Source organism: Sorangiineae bacterium MSr11954 (assembly GCA_037157815.1).
GTDB classification, from domain to species: domain Bacteria; phylum Myxococcota_A; class Polyangia; order Polyangiales; family Polyangiaceae; genus Pendulispora; species Pendulispora albinea.
This window is the reverse complement of record CP089984.1, coordinates 10940577-10958860: the sequence shown is the minus strand read 5'-3', so window position 1 is coordinate 10958860 and position 18284 is coordinate 10940577. Positions and strand designations below refer to the sequence as shown.

Sequence of the window (18284 nt, the reverse complement as noted above, 5' to 3'; positions counted from 1 at the left end):
GCGCCAAATGCTTCCTGAAAGAAAGCAGGTACTCATTGTCGACGATGAGCTAAACCTGCGGAAAATCCTTTCCGCCCAGCTCTCACGCGATGGGTACGACGTCCTCACCGCCGAAGACGGCGAGCAAGGCCTTCAGCTCTTGCGCGAGCACCACATCGACTTGGTGGTGACCGATCTCAAGATGCCCAAGGTCGATGGTATGACCTTGCTCCGCGAGGCGCTGCGCGAAGATCCCGATCTTCCAGTGGTGATGATCACGGCGCACGGCACCGTGGACACCGCGGTCGAAGCGCTCAAGCTCGGCGCCTTCGACTACCTGACGAAGCCCTTCGACAAAGACGAAGTCCGTCAGATCGTCGCCAAGGCCCTCAAGACGCGCCAGCTCGCCGGCGAAGAAGCCTCGCCCACCGAGCCCGGTGCCGGCGCGCGCTTTGGGATCATCGGCAGCTCGCCCGGCCTCACCGAGCTTTACGCCGTTCTGGAGCGTGTCGCGGACACACCCACCACTGTGCTCATCACGGGCGAGAGCGGCACCGGCAAAGAGCTGGTGGCGCGCGCGCTGCACGATCACTCGTCGCGTCGCGACAAGCCGTTCATCAAGGTCAATTGCGCGGCCATTCCCAAAGAGCTGATCGAGAGTGAGCTCTTTGGCTACGAGCGCGGCGCCTTCACCGGCGCGGTCACCTCCAAGCCGGGTCGCTTCGAGCTCGCCGGCGGCGGCACGCTCTTCCTCGACGAGATCGGCGAGATCCCGGTGGAGATGCAGGTGAAGCTGCTGCGAGCCCTGCAAGAGAGCGAGTTCGAGCGGGTCGGCGGCATCAAGACCATCCGGGTCGACGTGCGCCTGGTGGCGGCCACCAACCGGGATCTGGAAAAGCTCATCGCCCAGGGCGCCTTCCGCAAAGATTTGTTTTATCGACTCAACGTAGTGGGCATTCGTCTACCAGCGCTCCGCGAGCGCGCGACGGACATTCCGCTGCTCATCGAGCACTTTCTCACCAAGTTCAATGAACGATTGAAAAAGTCCGTCGTCGGGGTGGAGCCCGAGGCGATGGACCTTCTCACCGCCTATTCCTGGCCCGGCAACATCCGCGAGCTCGAGAACGTGGTGGAGCGCGCCGTGCTCTTCTCCGACGCGCCCAAGCTGCGCGTGCAAGATCTGCCCCCGGAGCTGCGCGTGGGATCGCAGGCCGTATCGCCGATTCCCATGGGGGAGGCCGATTTGCAGGCGGCGCTCTCGAGCGAAGGGGGGCTGAAGGAGCATGTGAAGGTGGCGATGAGCCGCCTCGAGCGTGAGCTCGTCAGCCGCGCCTTGATGCAGACGGGCGGCAACGTCACGCATGCCGCGCGGCTGCTGAAGATTTCGCGCAAAGGACTGCAGCTCAAGATGAAGGAGCTTGGGCTGCGTGAAGGTGCAGGCGGAGCAGGCGAGAAAGGGGATTAGTTGAAGTCCGCCACCGGCTGGGTCCTCCTCGCCGCCGCGGCCGCGTGCTCGAAGCACGACGCGCCCGCGCCGGCCGACACCGGAGCGCCTTCATCCTCGAGCTCCTCGAGCTTCGCGGGCTCGGGGGCGAGTGCGACGGGCTCGATCGCGGCGAGCGCATCGCCGCCCGCGGGCGTACCGCGTCCTGGGATGATCTGGATTCCGCCTGGCGTGCTCCGCGCGGGCACACCCCCGGACCGCGTTCCTCGGGTGGCCGACGAGGAGTTGCCCGGTACCGAGATGGTCCTTGGTGGCTATTACATCGATATTCTCCCTTATCCCAACGAGGCCGGCGCGATTCCCACTTCCAACGTGACCCGCGACGAGGCCGCGCGCCTCTGCGAGTCCAAGGGAAAGCGCCTGTGCGGCGAGTTCGAATGGGAGCGCGCGTGCAAAGGCCAGGGCAACTCCACGTACGAATACGGCGACGCGTACCGCGCAGCCTCCTGCGGCACGGGCGCAGCCATCGAGCACGCCGCGCGCAGGCCCAGCGGGGAGCGGGTGGCGTGCAAAAGCGATTTCGGCACCATGGACATGCACGGCGGCGTATGGGAATGGACCGATAGCCCATGGGCACGCAGCTCGAGTCAGCCGAATCTCGGTGTTTTGCGTGGAGGCAATGCGCTTGCAGGTGAGCTGGTTGGACGCTGCGCGAATGCCATTGGGCGCCCGGTGGGTTCGAAGGGACCCACCATGGGATTTCGATGTTGCGCCGGTACGCGAAATGCTCAGACGAACGATCTGGTGGTCAAACCCGGCGTCCCGCTGGAGCGAAGTGTGAAACCCGGCGACCTTGGGTTGCCGTTCGTGGGATTGGCCACTAAGAAGTGGGCCGTGTCGGAGTCGGCGACCTTCGTGCCGCGCCAAGGTTGGACGTGGCATCCGTCTGCCAATGAAGAGCTCTTGATCGTCACGGGATGCGCGCGCGCAGACGCGGCTGCTGGTGCGAGTGATGCGAGCGTGAGCGGTATGAGCAGTGCGAGCGGAGGAGCTGGCGGATGCGGCGTCATCATCGGCCGCCCGCCGCCGGTACCGAGCGCCGATCCCGTGATTTTAACCACGATCGAGTCGGGGCGCGACGCCGCCGAAGTCGTTCTATTTGGCGACGCACGTCATCTGCGAATGCGCGGTTTGGACCTGAAGGGGAGCTTCCTCCGCGAGATCCTTTATGCCTACGGTCGAGTCGACGTTGGTCCCGTAAAGCGTTGAGGTGAAATACCAAGTGAGGCTGTGAAACACGTCCAGGGAGGAAACGTAGGACACAAAAATCGGGAAGGATGTCTGATCCCCACGGGTCGGCACCGGAACGAGTGCCGCAGTGATACGATTCGCGCTTGCAGCACAAAGGGCAGAAGCACATGGCGGAGATCGTCCCCACACCAAATAGGGCGCACTCCTTGGGGGAAAAACGAGGCCCCGAGCGTGTCGTCGCGCCTGCGACCAAGCCACTTCAGAATCGAACGGAAGAACCCGAGTTCAACCTGCGGATCCTTTGGCCTTTGGCCCGTTACATGGAGGACCGCGGCGGTCGCGAACAGCTCGACGCCTTCGCAAAGATGGCTCACCTCACCGCCGAGGATTTCGAGCGCACCAACCAGTGGATCTCCTGGGAGACCTTCGAGCTGATTCTCGCCAATGCCCGCGAGATCCTTGGAGACGACGAGTCCTTCAAGGTGGCGTGCGCGCATCGGCTGGAGGAGACCTACGGGCCCGTACGCTTCTTCTTTTGGGCGGCCTCTCCGGCGCTCATGTTCAAGACCACCGAGAGCGCGAGCCGCTTCTTCTCCACCGTCGGAAAATTCGAGCTGGTCGATCGCGGCCGCAACTTCGCGCGCCTGCGCTGGACGTCGTCGCGGCCGGAGAGCCGATTGATGTGCCTCTCCCGGCAGGCGCACGGCTGCAAGATGCCCACGTTCTGGGGGCTGCCTCCCGCCATGGTGCGCGAGCACTCGTGCATTGCGCGAGGCGACAAGGCTTGCGAGTACCACTACTATTGGTACAGCCCTCGCTCGGGTCTGTTCAGCGTCACCTCGTTTGCGCTGGTGGCGCTGGTGACCATGCAAGCGGCGCCGGGGCTGCTGAGCACCCCCATCGGGTGGACGCTTCCGCTTCTGGCCGGCGCCCTCGCGCACATGTACGAGATGTACCGAAGCGACCAGGCCGACCGCACCACGCGCGAAGAGACCACCGATGCGCTCAGGCGGCTGGTCACCGAGGAAGCCGAGGCGCGCCTCGAGATCGTGCTGCTGCATCAACGCCAGCGCGAGTGGACGCGCATGCTCGAGGAGGAGAACGCGGAGCGCTCCGCCACCCTCGCGCAGATCGCCGAGCGGGTGGAGCACCTGCAGCACGCGCGTGAGAAGACGCTCCTCGGCTTCTCGCACGATCTGCGCAACCCGCTGACGGCCATTCAATTCTCGGCCGACTACTTGCGCGACAACGTGCACATGCTCGACTCGGAGGGGAAGCTGGTGGTGCAGGACCTCCAGAGCGCGACGTCCCACATGCGCACGATGCTGGCCGAGCTGATGGTGGTCGCGAGCGCCCAGCGCAACCTGATGACCTTCGCGCCGAAGACGATCGAAATCGCGGGCCTGGTCGAGCGCTTGCGCCGCCGCGTTCGCGCGCTCGTGCACGGCCGCGAGAACGTGCGCGCCTCGGTGGTGGCCACCCGCGCCGCGCCGGTCTCGATCGAGATGGATCCGCTCCTGCTCGACCGCGTCCTCGACAACCTCCTGACGAATGCTGCAAAATACACGGATCGCGGGGCCATCACCGTGGAGGTCGACGGCACGCGCGGCTTCTTGGTCATCCGCGTGAGCGACACCGGTCGGGGTATCAAGCAAGAAGATCTGGTGAAGACGTTCCACGCGGGCGGCTCCGATCCGCACACGCGCGCCAAGAACAGCTACGGCGTGGGGCTCTCGGTGGTGGTGCACCTGCTCGGGCGCATCGGCGGGACCTTGGAGGTCATGTCGAAGCCGGGCCGCGGGACCACGTTCTGGGTGCGGCTGCCCGTGAAGTTCGAGGCGGACAGCGGTCCGCGCCTCACCGAAAACGATACCGGCGACGTGCTCAGTCGCGTGGTGAAGATTCGCAAATCGACGACGTGAAGCATCGCCGTCGGCGATGGCCGATGACGATGTGAGGCGTCGCCAGGTGGCGATCGTCGGAGACGACGGCGGCGATGGCCGAAGACGACGTGAAGTGTCGCCCGGTCGCGATGGCCGGAGGCGACGTGAAGCATCACCGGCGGCGATGGCCGAAGATGGCGTGAAGCATCGCCCGGTCGCGATGGCCGAAGATGGCGTGAAGCATCGCCCGGTCGCGATTGTCGGAGGCGACGTGAAGCATCACCGGCGGCGATGGCCGAAGACGGCGCGAAGCATCGCCCGGTGATTGTCGAATAGGTGTTATCCCGTCACGACGCATGTCGAGGCCGTGCTCGCCGAATGCATGCGTTTGCGCAAAGCGTTGTCCTTCGCATATCAACGGTCGCAATGCGCTCACCTTCGCGGACAGGGGCGCACCGATAGCAAAGGCGCAAACCCCTTCGCGCGCTACATCGTGCGGCAACTGCGATTGCGACAATCGTCCAGATCGCGGTTGACGGCGTGCCGCGCGGTGTGACGCGAGGCCGCGGGTGGCCGATTCGAATCCGCCCATCATGTGGGCAGGTCTCCTCTCGGCGGGTTGGCAGCACGATCTGCGCCGATGGCAGCAAAAAGCTGTGTCGGACCCCTTGCGGGATTTGATAGAAAAAGTTCATCAACTGGGCGATTTTTGTTCGCGCGCGCTATTCTATCTGGGGGAGGTGATTCGGCAGGACGATACCCATTCGTAACCGTCCCGCGCGTGCCGCGCGAAGCAGTTTGCGCATACGTTTTCGTGCGGTGGGGCCGACCGCTCGTCTCGTGTGTGGATGGTTCGAAGAAGGATCGTTTTGCAGGGTCACTTGGTGGTGCGCTCGAGGGGCGAAGTAATGAGTATGGTGAAGAAGCAGGACAATGGATTCGATCTGCCGCCGTTGACGGACGCCGGACGCGTGCCGCCCGATGCCAATGCTTCGCGTCTGCGCGACGCCACACCGAGCGGCGTCAAATTGGCTGCCGCAGCGCTCGCGCGGCCGCTGCCCACGAACGAAACATTGCCGAAACCTCCGGGTGATCGGCTCGAAAGTCCGCACAAATCGGGTGTTGCGCCGAGCGAGCTCGGTCGCGCGCTCGGGCGGCAGTCGCTCCGCAGGCCGCTGCCGGAGCGCCCGGAGCTCTCGGCGAGCGACGTCGAATGGTGGGCCGAATCGGCCCTCAACGCGACGTTCGAGCCATCGCGGGTGGTGCCCATCGAGCAGACCACCGACCCGAACGAGGGCGATCGCATCACGCCCGTGTTCCTCGAGTCGATCACGCCCGTCTTCCCCGAATCCAAGGTGCGCGAGGTGATGGCCCTCGCCGACGAACGCGAGCGCTCCGCCCTGGCGGCCAAGCTCGGAGCGTCGGCCAAGGCGAATCTCCCGGCCACGGTGAAACCGCCGCCGTCGCCCGTCATCAAAGCCTCACTCGCGTTGCCGCCGCCGCCTCCCGCGCCTCCGTTGCCCGGGTCGACCGGCCTGGCGCGGGAGCCCGTCGAAGGCGCCGGGATCTGGAACGTCCCCGTGCTCGACGCGCCGCCGTCGCCCGCGCCGCCCAAGTCGCTCACGTCATCCATGCCGGTACCGTCCGCATCGCATGTGGAGAGCGGGGCACGGCCGGTGCCACGCGCCGCGGGTCTGCCCGAGCCCGGCACACTTCACTTTGGACGGCCGCCGCGCGATGCCGCGCCGGCATCGTTCAAGAACCCGAATGCGGATTCGAGTGATCAACTCCACGCCGTGAGCTTTGCCTTGGCGGGGTCGGACGTCGCCATCGCGATTTGGATCGCCGTGGCCATCATCCTCATCATGGTGGCGGCCGCCATGTTTACCGTGGGTTGAAGACCTGCCCATCGCTATCGAGCTCATCAAGATAGCCGCGCGCACCGTGATCGCTTCTTTTTGGGAAGCAACTTGACGAAAGGTGAGCTGCTCCCAAAGTATGGGGCATGAAACTTTATCTCGCACCGAAGGCATGCTCGTTCGCCCCTCACATCATTCTTCGCGAGCTCGGGATCCCGTTCGAGACGGAGACCGTCAACCTCGGCACGAAGAAGACGCGCAGCGGCGAGGACTTCTACACCATCAACCCAAAGGGAAAGGTGCCCGCGCTGCGCCTCGACAACGGTGAGGTGCTCACCGAGGCCGCCGTCATTCTCCAATATCTTGCGGACCTGAAGCCGGAGGCGAACCTGATCCCCAAAGCCGGAAGCTGGGAGCGCGTTCGCCTTCAAGAGTGGCTCCACTACACGGCCACCGAGATTCACAAGCAATTCAACCCGCTCTGGAGGCCGGACTCCCCCGAGGCCACGAAGAAGACCGCCATCGAGACCATCGTTCACAACTACGGTCTCGCAGCCCGCCACCTCGACGAGCGGCCGTACCTCGTCGGCGATCGCTTCACCATCGCCGATGCATACCTCTTCAATTTCCTCGAGTGGAACAAGATGAAGGGTCCCGCGTTGGACATCGCGCAGTGGCCGTCGCTGCAAGCCTTCGATGCGCGCATTTCCGCTCGTCCCGCGGTTCGCGCGGCGCTGGATGCCGAAGCGGCATTTCGCTGATTCGGGCTCGAGATGTGAAAACGAAAACGGCCGTGCGAAAGCATCGCCGATGCGTATCTCTTCAACTCCTCGAGTGGAACAAGATGAAGGGTCCCGCGTTGGACATCGCGCAGTGGCCGTCGCTGCAAGCCTTCGATGCGCGCATTTCCGCTCGCCCCGCGGTTCGCGCGGCGCTGGATGCCGAAGCGGCATTTCGCTGATTCGGGCTCGAGATGTGAAAACGAAAAGCGGCCGTGCGAAAGGCTTCGTGCCGCCGGCGGATATTGCGTGTGGCCGGCGGCACGAAATGCGTGGTGACGTAGCGCTTATTCTGGATCGGGGATGCTGGTGGGGCACGCGGCCGTGCGCGCGGCGTCGGCGGTTTGGCGTGCGAGTGTGTTCGCGTCGGGGTGCTTGGACGCGTTGAAGACCTTGAATTGGCAGGACTGCGTCTTCGAGATCTTGGAGACCACCAGGTACTGCACGTTCTGACTGGTTACGCGAAAGGTGATCGCAAATGGGGTGAACGTCGTGCCGTTCACGACGCCGCGCCAGTCGACGGTGTCGCCCAACGACGTGAACCCGCCGTTGCCGATTTTGCCGCTCCAAACATTGAGATCCATCTCCTTCGTGGCGGTGGCGACCTGCACATTTGCGCGAAGATCGGCGTCCTCCGTGATGATGCGGTAGCCGGCTAGCCCACCGCAGTCGAACTTGACGTAGGCCGGCCCCTCTTCGAGCTTCGTGCATCCTTGTGGCTTGATGCTCGTGAACTTGCTGTCGATGGATTGGAGCGCCGAAGATGTTTCGGCGACTCCATCTTCGACGGAGGCGCCTTCATTGTCGGACGCAACATCGGTCGCGGAGCAGCCGATACTTAAGATGGATGCGACGGCAATGAAGGAGGGGGCGAATTTGAAAAGGTATGTCATGGGGGATTCGTACGCTGCGTGCGCGCGGATCCTTCTCGTGCGAACGCGCTACATGCTCCGCTGTCTACGCCAAATCGTCGTCGTCTTCTGTCCGGCTGCATCGAGGCCATCGACGATGGAGGCTCGTCGAGAATGATTCGGCTCCTCCACTCCGAGCTCCGAATCGTACGAGCGTTCGTTCGCGCCATCGCACTTCGCCCCATCCCCGAGCGGCCGGCGAACGCGCATGACAGCGCCGCGACCATCCGGCGCACGAGTCAATACGGAACGATCCTCTTCGTGTTGGTGATGCTCATCGTCATCGAGGTTCCCGTCGCTCACATGCTCCTGGCCAAGTGGCTCGGCACCGGCGGCTGGAAGACGGTTTTCGAGCGCGTGCTCCTCGTCTTCGCGGTCTATGGCGGCGTTTGGCTCATTGGTGATGCGCGGGCCATGCGTGAGTCGGCGCACACGCTCGAGCCCGAAGGGCTCTCCCTCGCCTTGGGCGAACGCTGGAAGGGCATGGTGCCTTACGGCGCGATTGCCTACGTCGCGCGCGCCTCGGGCGAGCTCGTTCCGCGCAAGAGCGCGGCCGAGGTTACCCCCATCCCACTGGACGCGCCCAATGTCGTCCTTCACCTGCGGCGCCCCGTCGTGCTTCGTCGCATCTTTCACGTGCCGTACGTCGCGGACGAGATCCGGCTCTTCGTCGACGAGCCGGAAGCCCTCGTCGCGTCCTTGCGCCACGCCATCGCCGTGGACGCGACATTGCGCAACGAGCTGCGCGCGTAGCCTCGACGTTAGAACCCGTCGTGCGCCGCACCCGGTGCGACATTCAGGTTCTTCACGTCGAGGCCGACCGCGGTGATGGCGTTCGGCGCGCCCGCGATCCGCTTTCGTGCGGCGATGCGCAGGGTGCGCAGATCGATGTCGACCAGCTCGCCCGTGCTCGGGGACGTGACATAGGCGCGTTCGGGGGCCAGCGCCAGGTGCGGATGGATGCTGCCCGCCTCGCAGGTAAACGGGGCGACGACGAGGAGCGACTGCACGGCGTTGCCCGTGGCGATGTCGATGGCGCGCAAGGTGCCGTCGGTCGTAAGGGCAAGCACCTGTTCACCGCGCCCTGGTTCGATGGCCATCGTGCACACGTCCCCGGATCCAGCGGGGAGCGAAAAGGCGGTCGCGCCGCCTGCCGGATCGATTCGGAGCCACTGCTGGGGGCCCGTTTGCGCGATGGCTACGCCCCGTTCGTAGTGCGCCAGCAAGGTGTGCGGCGTGTTGCTCATGCCCGCCGGGTACGCGAGCCGTGAGGGTTCGGGGGCTCCCGTGTCGCCGGCGAAAGAAAGGCGAAGGAGGCCGTCGGCGCAGGCGAAGATCACGTGGTCGCGGGTTGCCGCCGCTCCGCCCGTGAACGTGCACGTGCCAAGGGTTCGTTCCGGTGCTCCGGATGCCGACTGCAGCTCGATGGATACGCGATCGGGAGCGCCCTCCGTAGTGGGTTTCGTCCGCAGCGCACCGCCGCGCATGGGGACGACGATGCCTCGATGGCGCGGCTCGAGTTGGGTCGGGGAGCGATAGGTCGCGTTGCGCGTGTTGGACGTATCGGTCGTGCTGGGTGCCTCGGCCGCGTTGCGCGCGTTGGACGCATCGGTCGCGTTGCGCGCGTTGGACGTATCGGTGGCGTCGGCCGCGTTGCGCGCGTTGGACGCATCGGTCGCGTTGCGCGCGTTGGACGTATCGGTGGCGTCGGCCGCGTTGCGCGCGTTGGACGTATCGGTGGCGTCGGTCGCGTTGCGCGCGTTGGACGTATCGGTGGCGTCGGCCGCGTTGCGCGCGTTGGATGTATCGGTGGCGTCGGCGGCGTTGCGCGCGTTGGACGTATCGGTGGCGTCGGCCGCGTTGCGCGTGTTGGGCGCATCGGCCGCATCGGCCGCGTCGGCCGCATCGGAGGCGTCGGCCGCATCGGAGGCGTCGGGCGCGGATGCGTCGCGGTTGCCGAGGACGTCGTCCTCTTTGAGGAGCGCGAGCACCGCCTGATCGCGGTTCTCCCGAAAGACGCCCAGGGCACCGTCGCGCGCGACGATGCGCAATGAGAGCTCCGCCTCGAGGCGGGAGGGTAAGAGCTTGGGGGCCGACTTGTAGATATGGATGTGATCGACGTGATCGATGATGGCCACGCCGGATGTGACAAACGCCGCGACGGTGCCACCTTTGGCGCGAAGGATGCCGAGATTTCCGCTCTCGGATGACGCGACGTCCGAGATCGGGCCGAGATCGTCGAGGTTCAAGGTGCCGATCACCTCGTCGTCCTCCACGTCGAAGATATGCACCTTGCGCTCATTGGCGTCGGAGATGAGCAACCGCGCGCGGCGCCACGAGGTGTGGCGAAGCGGGCCGTCGGACGGCGGACCGTTGCCGGAAGACGAGGGATCGTCTTTGCAGGCGACGGCGAGGGTACCGAGCGCCGACATCGCAACGAGCGCGCAACCGATCGTGTGAACGAGCTTCATGGGGCAGCCTCGACGATGACCATGACCGAAGACTCCGATGTGGGACCCAAACGCAGCGGGTACTCCGACTTGCGGGTGAGATCGAAGAAGTCGACCCTCCGCAGCTCGGAGCACGAGGCTTTCACCTCGTAGCTCGCCACTGGGCAAATCTGCGCGCCATCCCGCGTCTGCAGGGTGAACGGGGTATCGCTGGTGCGGAAGAACGCGAAACCTTCGGTGCTCCGCGGCTCGAAATAGACGGCGCCTGCGTGCGCGCCGTCGGCCGTCGATGGCAGCTCCACAGTGTAGGCGTAGTGGGTGTTGCGCAGCTCCGTCTTGGTCGATGCGGGATCGGCATCGGCCGGAAATTTCTCCCATGGACCATGGAGCACGTGCAGGCACGCATGATCGGCGTACGCCGCCGTGAGCGGGTACTTCTGCGACGGCGGAGGGCACGCGCCGCCGCCGCCGCCGTTGTTGCTTTCCGACCCGCTGCACGCGGCGCCGGCCGCCGCCGCGGTCGCCAAACATACCCATCCGAGAGCCACGCGAGCACCCAACGTCATGAGGGGCGACGCCTATCACGCGGAAGAAATTGTTGCAATCAAATTGCATTAAGTGTTGAGAACCAGTTGCAATTGAATTACGTGTAACCTCGTGCAGTTGCGCGGATGCATTTCGGCGGCCTTCGTCCTTTCGCTCCTCCTCGTGGCGTCTCCGGCCTTTTCGCAGCCGGCGGTCGCGCCCCCGGAGAAGACGAGCGGCGCGCCTGCCACCTGGCCGGCGGAGCTTCCGCGCCAGGATGGCGCGTCGGTCACCGTGACCCTGGTGGTGGGCGCCGATGGGACCCCGAGCGAGATCGCCGCCGAGGAAGGTGCGCCTCCCGCGCTGGCGTCCGCCGCGGTGGCCGCCGTCGCGCGATGGACCTTTGCGCCGGCTCGGCGCGATGGCGTCGCCGTACCGGCAAAGATCAAAGTCGCGGTCACCTTCGAGCCCCCCGCGCCGCCCCCTCCCGCGACCATCACGTCGCCGGCGCCCGCCGCATCGCCCCCGGCCGCCCCGGCGCCCGCCGCATCGCCCCCGGCCGCCCCGGCGCCGGCACCGGTGGACCAAGTGCAAGTCCGCGGAGAGAAACCCGCGCCCACCGTCGCGGCCAGCGACTTCGACATCCGCGTGGGGCAATTGCACGACGTCCCGCGGCGCAGCGCGGAAGACTTACTCCAGCTGGCGCCCGGCGTGATGCTCACCAACCACGGCGGGGAAGGCCACGCCTCGGCGGTCTTCTTACGAGGCTTCGACGCAGGCGAAGGGCAGGACATCGAGTTTCGCCTCGACGGCATCCCGTTGAACGAGCCCTCGAACGCGCACGGACATGGCTACGCCGACACGCATTTCATCATCCCCGAGCTCGTGCACCGCCTTCGATTCACCGAAGGCCCCTTCGACCCCCGGCAGGGCGACTTCGCCGTCGCCGGCAGCGTGGACTACAAGCTCGCCCTGCCCCAACGCGGCGTGCGGATCACCACCGGCTACGGATCCTTCGACACCAAGCGCCTCCTCGTCTTGTGGGGACCGGCCGGCACCCCCAGCGGCACCTTTGCGGGGGTCGACTTTCGCGAGGGCTCGGGTTTCGGGCCAAACCGCTCCCACGCGTCGGCGCGGGTCATGGGGCAGGTGGAGATCCCGCTCGACGCGCGCACCACGCTCTCGCTCTCCGCCGCGAGCTACGCCGCGCGGTTCGACTCGGCCGGTGTCATCCGGCAAGACGACTTCACGAACCGTGTGCTGAGCAAGTGCCCCGCCGACGAGGACAGCCAGTTCTTCTGCTACTACGACGGCAACCAAGGCGGGGGTGTCGCGCGCCATGGCGTGTCCGCGCGACTGACGCGCCGAACGAAGCTCGCGAACCTGGAGCAGCTCGCCTTCGTCACGGTGCGGCAGCTTCGGCTCCGGCAAAACTTCACCGGCTACCTCTCGGACGTGAGCACCACCGGGCAGGAACAGCGCGGCGACGGCGTCGAGCAAATCTACGACACGGTGATGTTGGGCGCCCGCGGCAGTGTCACCCTGCCGTTCGACGCGTTCGAGCGCAAACACGAGCTCGAAATCGGCTACTTCGCCCGCTACGACGAGGGCGCCTCCAAACAGCGACGCCTCCGGTTCGGAGGCGGAGCGCCCTATCGGACCGACTTCGACGACAAGCTCCGGATCAGCAACCTCGCCGCCTACGCCGCGGCGCGGGTGAAGCTGTTTCCGTGGTTGGTCCTGCGCGGCGGCATGCGCGTCGACACGTTTGCGTTCGCCACCGTCGATCGCAACCGGCCCGCGCTCGATCGCTCGGGCTCGCGCGAAACGTCCGAAGCGCTCGAGGCGTACGGGGTGGCCGTGCAGCCCAAGGCGTCGGTCGACGTGGCGGCCCTCCCCGGCGTTCATCTCATCACCAGCTTTGGCGTGGGGACCCGCTCGAGCGATGCACACGCCCTCTCCGCCGGCGAGTTCGCGCCGTTCGGGCGGGTGCGCGCGGTCGAGAGCGGGGTTGTCGCGACGCACGGGTGGGACGACGGAAGCACCCTCACCGCGCGCGCCGTCGCCTACTACACCCGCGTCGATCGCGATCTGGTGTTCGACGAAAAGGCCGGGCGCAACGTCCTGGCCGGCGTCTCCAACCGCTATGGAGCGCTGGCCACCGCGCGATTCACCTCGGCATGGGGGCTCGATATGCAGCTCGCCGTCACGTATGCGGAGGCTCGCCTCCCGCCATCGGGCGCATCGTGGACCGACATCGGCGCGGGCGCGCGGCTCCCGTACATTCCCCGCTGGGTCACCCGCTTCGATGGCTCGCTCCGGCGCCCTCTGCGCATCGGCGGACAGTCCTTTCAATACAACGTGGCCCTGGGCGCGACCTATGTGGCGCCGCGGCCGCTCCCCTTCGAGCAGGAGAGCCCCTCGTTCTTCACCGTGGACGCCGCGCTCCGCGTGCGATGGCGCGCCTTCGAGGCCGGCCTGGAGATCACGAACTTGTTCGATCGCCGCAACCGCCTCGCGATCTTCAACTACCCCTCGAACTTCCGCGGCCCCGACGCGCTGCCGTCGTACCTGACGCAGCAGCACTTCTCGGCAGCCCCACCGCGCACGTTCTTCGGCACCCTCACCGTATACTTCGACGCCAACGACGCGACCGGTGCGAGCGATGCGGGCGGTGCAACGGGCGCGGGCGGTGAAACAGGTGCGGGAGGTGCAACGGGCGCGGGCGGTGCAACAGGTGCGAACGACGCGTCCGCGCGCGCGGGCGCAGGAGGTGCATCGTGAGCGCGCACCCTCCGCGCATCGATCGAGGACGCGCACGCGCGCAGACGCGTGGCTCTTTCTTGGCCATGAGCGCCACGGTCATCGTCCTCGGCGCGGCTTGCAGCAGCGGCACGGGTGGCCGGGCGATTCGCTTTTCCATGGGCGTCGCCCCGGCACCCGAGTCCGTGTCGACCTTCGTGACCACGACGGGGTGGTCCGTCACCCTCGAGGAGGCCTGCATGGCCATCGGGCCGATCTATCTCTACGCGAACCCTTCGCTCCTCGCGCCGGCCGAAGCCTCGCTCCTCGCGCCGGCCGAAACCACGCACCGGCGAGGACCGCTCGGCCGCGTAGCGGATTGGCTCGTTCCCCCGGCCTTCGCGCACGGCGGCGACGCGCACTACAACGGCGGCGAGGTTCGCGGCGAGTGGGTCGAGCAGGTGGCGTTCGACGCGCTGGCGCCCGCGGGCATCGACCTCGGTGCGACCAATGGGCTCGCGGGCCCGGCCCGCTCGTTCTCGCTCTTGCTCTTGCCCCCGCGGCCCACGGCGCGTGGAGACACGGCGTGCCTTCGTGGCCACCACGCCTACGCGCGCGGAGCCGCCCGAAAGGGCGAAACGACGGTCCCCTTCGAAGGAGGGCTCGACATCGAGAACAAAGGCACCTTCCGCTCCGTGGACGGCATCCCCCTCGACGCGCAGCTCGACGACGGCGTTCGCATCACCGTGCGCCTGCACACGCGCGCATGGTTCGACGACGCCCACTTCGACCGGCTGACGGAGCGCAACGCCGATGGCCGCTTCGTCATCACCGCCGAGAGCCAAGTGGCGGCCGCGTGGTTCGCCGGTGCCCGCGCTTACAAAACTTTTTCAGCGGACATGACCCGAGGCGGCGAGCCTCGATGAAAGGCGCTTCGAACATGAAATCAGCTTGCACATTCGCGTCCGCGGCGCTCGCGGCCCTGGCCCTCTCGGTCTTCGGCGGCTGCGGGGAAGACACCGGCACCGAGGGCTCGGGATCGGGGACGGTGGCCATCCAGGTGAGCGGCGAAGGCGCCGCCGTGGTCGGCTACCCGTACGACAAGAACGGGCACAGGCTCTCGTTCGCCGATGGCTGGCGCGTCACCTTCTCGAAGTTCATCGTGTCCGTCGGCGCGCTGCACCTGCACACCTCCGACGGCAAAGAGGCGTTCAAAGGCAGCGAAACCTATGTCGCCGATCTCCACAAGGGTCCCGCGGTCCTCGCCACGTACCGTGAGCTGGCCGTCCGCCGGTGGGACCGCTTCCACTTTCGCATCCTGCCGCCCACCGGCGCAGCGGTGAACGTGAACGGCGTCGCCCAAGCGGACCTCGATGCCATGATTCGTGGAAAATACAACTATTGGATCGAGGGCGCGGCCGAGAAGGGCGGCAAGTCGTATTCCTTCCGCTGGGGCCTCCGAAACCCCACGCAGAACTCCAACTGCACGAACGGGGTCGACGGCAAAGACGGCTTCGTGGTCACCAACAACGGCGTGACCACGGGCGAAATCACCGTCCACGTCGACCATCTCTTCTGGGACTCGCTCGGCAGCGAGCTGTCCTCGATGCGCTTCGACGCCATCGCCGCCGCCACCCGCGACGATACGGACATCACCTTCGACGAGCTCGGATCGCAGTCGCTGACCGACCTTCGAGGCCTGGACGGCACCCCGCTCAAGGACGACGCGGGCAAGGCCATCCGCTACAACGCGGGCAGCGTGCCGCTGGCGTCGTCCACGCTCGCCTCCTTCGTGCTCGCGTCGTCGGCATCGCAAGCGCACGTCAACGGCTTGGGGCTCTGCACGGTGAAGTCGTTATGATGCGCGCGCTGCCCCTGGCCGCCGCGTCGATGTTCGCGGCGTGCAGCGCGAGCTCCGAGCCCGCTGCCGGCCCGAAGCCGGGCGACGCCGGCACGCGCGATACGGGCATCGCCGACGCGGCGGCGCCGGAGCCCTCGTGCGACGGCGCGACCGGCGACGCCGGAGAAAACCGCGACGCCGCGAAACCCAGCGATCCCGCGCTCCGCGTCTGCCCTTCCGGCAAAGACTACGAAGCCTTGGAAGAGCACTCGTGCCTTCACCGCACCTACGGCCCGAGCCGCGCGGTTACCGCCGCCAGCGCGCAAGCCGCACCCGACGTGAGCGAACCCCACACGGAGTTCGTCGTCACGCTCCCCCCAACGTGCGGCAGCCACACGGGCATCGTGCGCTACACAGCACGCAAATCGCGCCCATACATGGTTTACGCCGACATCGATCCGGGCCTGGTGGTCACCGCGCGCAGCGGGCAGACCCTCGCACCCGTGTGCGCGGGGAGCACCTTGGGCAAGTGCGCGGGGCTCACCTACGTCACGAAGCTCCCGCTGGTCCAAGGCGAAACATACGAGCTGACCCTCGGCGCCAGCGGCTCCCTCGGTGCCAGCGGCGCCAGCCGGGTCGCCCTGGTGATCGAAGAGATCGAGTTCGAAGACCCGTAAAGCCACGGCACTCGTTCGAGTGCTTTCGCAGGAGAAAATAATGATTGTTCGCAAACACCGCGCCATCGTCGCGGCATTTCCCACTTTGTTCATAGCCCTCGCCGCGTCCCTCGGCGCCTGCTCCTCGGACGACACGTCCATCTCGCCGCGCCCCGATCCGGACGCCGGGCAAAGGCCCGACTCCAACGATCCGCGCCCCGACGCGGGGAAGGACGCCACCCCGCCAGGCGACGCGGGATCTCCGCACGTCCTCTCATCGGACCCCACGGAGGGCGCGACCGACGTGTACCCCGTCGAGATCTACGACAATGGGGGAAAGTTCGCCCAACGCAAACGCATCACCGTGCGCTTCGACGCGGCGATGGATACCACGGTAACGCGCGCGACCTTGATCTCCGGCGGCGCAGACGCGGGGGCGCCGCGGACGATCGAAGGCGTCTGGGCTCCGGATGCGCGCAGCATCGAGCTCACGGTTTTTGGCCCGGTGCCCGATCGCGATCCACCCCTCGAGCCCCGCACCGCCTATCGCCTCGACCTTCGCGCGCTGCGCGCGGCTTCCGGCAGGCCGCTCGATGCTTCAGGGCCTCCGCTCGGCGATGGCGTGCTCGATTTCAAAACGGGTGACGTCGACGGCAACCTCAATCACGCGTGCTTTCACGCCATCTTCGACGCCCCCACCAAGGTGACCGCCACGCCGTCGGCCTCCGGCGCGCCCAACGCGGACAAAGGGCATAAAATTTACGAGGTGAGCCTCCCGCCCGCCCGCGAAGGGTTCACGCGAATTCCCGCCCCGTCACCGGGGGCGAGCGCTCCCGTTGGGTACACCTTTTATCTCGACCGCGCCGTGCCCGTCGCCATTCAGGATGAAGCGACGGCGCAGCCCGTGCCCCTCACGTTCAACGGACCCAAGCCGCCCGCCTGCGCGGGAATCACACACGCCGTGCGGTTCACCATCGACGGCGCACACGACCACAACGTGAAGCTCGGTCCCCTCGGCGATCCTTCGTTCAAGTTCATCCTCGAGCTCGAGCGGTGAGCACGCCTCGCCGCTCACGCGCGCGATCGCACGATGGACGCGGGGGTAACGCCGAGCACCTTCCGCATGCAGCGCGCCATGTGGCTCTGATGGGAAAACCCCGCATCGAGCGCGACCTGGCTCGCGGGTAAATCCCCGCGCAAAAGAAGGGCACGCGCGCGCTCGACCCGTCGCTGAATGACGTATTCGTGCACCGGAACCCCGGTGGAGCGCTTGAAGAGCGCGCGCAAGTGCGATGCGCTGAGCCCCGAAACGCGCGCGAGCTGAAAAAGCGAGACATCCTCGCCGAGGTGGGCCTCGATGTACTCGGTGACCATCGCGAGCTGACTTTGCGAGAGCCGGCGCGGCGCCGCGGGGGCGGGGTAGCGCGCCAAGAGATGAACGGCGAGCGCCATGCCCAGGCTTTCCCGATAGATAAGGCCGTTCGGAGCGTTCGCGCCCTGCTCGGCGGCCAGCGCCCACGTGATGTGCTCGATCTGCGTGTCGCGCACATGGCACTGGGGCACGATGCCCGCGCGGTCGGGATCGAGCCCCATCTCCTCGGCCGCCAGGCGCACCAGGGGCGCTGGAAGTCGCAGCTCCATGACGTCGCTGGCGTCGTCCTCGATCCACTTCTCGCTCACGCCCGCGGGAACCACGTTGATTTCACCGCGGTTGCGCACACAACGAGGTCCCTTGGGGATGCACGAGATCCGCACGGGCGGGCCGGTGTGCAACGTGATCTGATGATCCGGGATCGCCGCATGATGGTGCCCACCGACCGACGTGTTGCGCCGCTCGATGCGGAGACCGATCCGCGCGTCGCGGGGTCGAGCGCCTGTCGCCGTCTTACGCGATTCCTTCATACGGTGCGATCTTAGCAGCTCGCACGGCGCGATCGAAGCGGACCGGTCCCGCGCCATTCGGCC

Annotated in this window: 16 protein-coding genes; 11 read left to right on the top strand and 5 right to left on the bottom strand. The window is 66.6% G+C overall.

What is annotated here, in order from left to right; all coding sequences use genetic code 11:
- The first annotated feature begins 7 nt into the window (after window positions 1–7).
- The 3 genes from LZC94_42935 to LZC94_42925 all read left to right on the top strand — a co-directional run bounded on the left by LZC94_42935 (window position 8) and on the right by LZC94_42925 (window position 4596).
- The gene (locus LZC94_42935; protein ID WXB14569.1) at window positions 8–1444 is read left to right on the top strand and encodes a sigma-54 dependent transcriptional regulator; all 1437 of its coding nucleotides are present in this window, start codon (window positions 8–10) and stop codon (window positions 1442–1444) included.
- Window positions 1445–2692, top strand: coding sequence for a formylglycine-generating enzyme family protein (locus LZC94_42930; GenBank protein ID WXB14568.1), 1248 nt, complete (start codon window positions 1445–1447; stop codon window positions 2690–2692). It begins immediately after the preceding gene.
- Window positions 2693–2817: 125 nt separating this feature from the next.
- Window positions 2818–4596, top strand: coding sequence for a HAMP domain-containing histidine kinase (locus tag LZC94_42925; protein ID WXB14567.1), 1779 nt, complete (start codon window positions 2818–2820; stop codon window positions 4594–4596).
- Between the two features lie 133 nt (window positions 4597–4729).
- Here the strand turns inward: LZC94_42925 and LZC94_42920 are convergent, their stop codons facing one another.
- On the bottom strand, window positions 4730–5074 hold the full coding sequence (locus tag LZC94_42920; protein ID WXB14566.1) for a hypothetical protein: 345 nt from the start codon (window positions 5072–5074) through the stop codon (window positions 4730–4732).
- Window positions 5075–5465: 391 nt separating this feature from the next.
- Here LZC94_42920 and LZC94_42915 point away from each other — a divergent pair, with 391 nt between their 5' ends.
- Window positions 5466–6455: a hypothetical protein gene (locus LZC94_42915; protein WXB14565.1), complete on the top strand. Its 990-nt coding sequence runs from the start codon at window positions 5466–5468 to the stop codon at window positions 6453–6455.
- 107 nt (window positions 6456–6562) lie between these two features.
- Window positions 6563–7177, top strand: a complete 615-nt coding sequence (gene gstA, locus LZC94_42910; GenBank protein WXB14564.1) for a glutathione transferase GstA — start codon at window positions 6563–6565, stop codon at window positions 7175–7177.
- 305 nt (window positions 7178–7482) lie between these two features.
- Here the strand turns inward: gstA and LZC94_42905 are convergent, their stop codons facing one another.
- A complete protein-coding gene (locus LZC94_42905) occupies window positions 7483–8088 on the bottom strand; it encodes a hypothetical protein (protein WXB14563.1) in 606 nt (201 codons plus the stop codon).
- Window positions 8089–8220: 132 nt separating this feature from the next.
- Here LZC94_42905 and LZC94_42900 point away from each other — a divergent pair, with 132 nt between their 5' ends.
- Entirely contained in the window at window positions 8221–8859 is a 639-nt protein-coding gene (locus tag LZC94_42900; protein WXB14562.1) for a hypothetical protein, read from the top strand.
- Window positions 8860–8867: 8 nt separating this feature from the next.
- Here the strand turns inward: LZC94_42900 and LZC94_42895 are convergent, their stop codons facing one another.
- Entirely contained in the window at window positions 8868–10577 is a 1710-nt protein-coding gene (locus LZC94_42895; GenBank protein WXB14561.1) for a hypothetical protein, read from the bottom strand.
- Entirely contained in the window at window positions 10574–11104 is a 531-nt protein-coding gene (locus tag LZC94_42890) for a hypothetical protein (GenBank protein ID WXB14560.1), read from the bottom strand. The genes LZC94_42895 and LZC94_42890 overlap by 4 nt, the downstream gene beginning before the upstream one ends.
- Window positions 11105–11213: 109 nt before the next feature.
- Between LZC94_42890 and LZC94_42885 the strand changes: the two genes are divergently transcribed.
- The 5 genes from LZC94_42885 to LZC94_42865 are packed head-to-tail and all read left to right on the top strand — an operon-like array spanning window position 11214 to window position 17376.
- Entirely contained in the window at window positions 11214–13865 is a 2652-nt protein-coding gene (locus tag LZC94_42885) for a TonB family protein (GenBank protein WXB14559.1), read from the top strand.
- Window positions 13862–14749: a hypothetical protein gene (locus LZC94_42880; protein WXB14558.1), complete on the top strand. Its 888-nt coding sequence runs from the start codon at window positions 13862–13864 to the stop codon at window positions 14747–14749. The genes LZC94_42885 and LZC94_42880 overlap by 4 nt, the downstream gene beginning before the upstream one ends.
- Window positions 14750–14763: 14 nt before the next feature.
- Window positions 14764–15684, top strand: coding sequence for a hypothetical protein (locus tag LZC94_42875; protein WXB14557.1), 921 nt, complete (start codon window positions 14764–14766; stop codon window positions 15682–15684).
- A complete protein-coding gene (locus LZC94_42870; protein ID WXB14556.1) occupies window positions 15681–16340 on the top strand; it encodes a hypothetical protein in 660 nt (219 codons plus the stop codon). Before LZC94_42875 ends, LZC94_42870 begins: the two co-directional genes overlap by 4 nt.
- A 40-nt stretch (window positions 16341–16380) precedes the next feature.
- Window positions 16381–17376, top strand: a complete 996-nt coding sequence (locus LZC94_42865; protein ID WXB14555.1) for an Ig-like domain-containing protein — start codon at window positions 16381–16383, stop codon at window positions 17374–17376.
- Between the two features lie 14 nt (window positions 17377–17390).
- Here the strand turns inward: LZC94_42865 and LZC94_42860 are convergent, their stop codons facing one another.
- Window positions 17391–18221 carry an AraC family transcriptional regulator gene (locus tag LZC94_42860; protein ID WXB14554.1) on the bottom strand — a complete coding sequence of 277 codons (831 nt, stop codon included), beginning with the start codon at window positions 18219–18221 and terminating at the stop codon, window positions 17391–17393.
- Window positions 18222–18284 lie beyond the last annotated feature (63 nt).

What these genes read in the sequence shown, in the direction of transcription:
- LZC94_42865 (WXB14555.1), top strand. Translation starts at nt 16,381, where the DNA reads ATGATTGTTCGCAAACACCGCGCCATCGTCGCGGCATTTCCCACTTTG.
- LZC94_42900 (WXB14562.1), top strand. Translation starts at nt 8,221, where the DNA reads ATGATTCGGCTCCTCCACTCCGAGCTCCGAATCGTACGAGCGTTCGTT.
- LZC94_42875 (WXB14557.1), top strand. Translation starts at nt 14,764, where the DNA reads ATGAAATCAGCTTGCACATTCGCGTCCGCGGCGCTCGCGGCCCTGGCC.
- gstA (WXB14564.1), top strand. Translation starts at nt 6,563, where the DNA reads ATGAAACTTTATCTCGCACCGAAGGCATGCTCGTTCGCCCCTCACATC.
- LZC94_42870 (WXB14556.1), top strand. Translation starts at nt 15,681, where the DNA reads ATGATGCGCGCGCTGCCCCTGGCCGCCGCGTCGATGTTCGCGGCGTGC.
- LZC94_42905 (WXB14563.1), bottom strand. Translation starts at nt 8,088, where the DNA reads ATGACATACCTTTTCAAATTCGCCCCCTCCTTCATTGCCGTCGCATCC.
- LZC94_42915 (WXB14565.1), top strand. Translation starts at nt 5,466, where the DNA reads ATGAGTATGGTGAAGAAGCAGGACAATGGATTCGATCTGCCGCCGTTG.
- LZC94_42860 (WXB14554.1), bottom strand. Translation starts at nt 18,221, where the DNA reads ATGAAGGAATCGCGTAAGACGGCGACAGGCGCTCGACCCCGCGACGCG.
- LZC94_42895 (WXB14561.1), bottom strand. Translation starts at nt 10,577, where the DNA reads ATGAAGCTCGTTCACACGATCGGTTGCGCGCTCGTTGCGATGTCGGCG.
- LZC94_42935 (WXB14569.1), top strand. Translation starts at nt 8, where the DNA reads ATGCTTCCTGAAAGAAAGCAGGTACTCATTGTCGACGATGAGCTAAAC.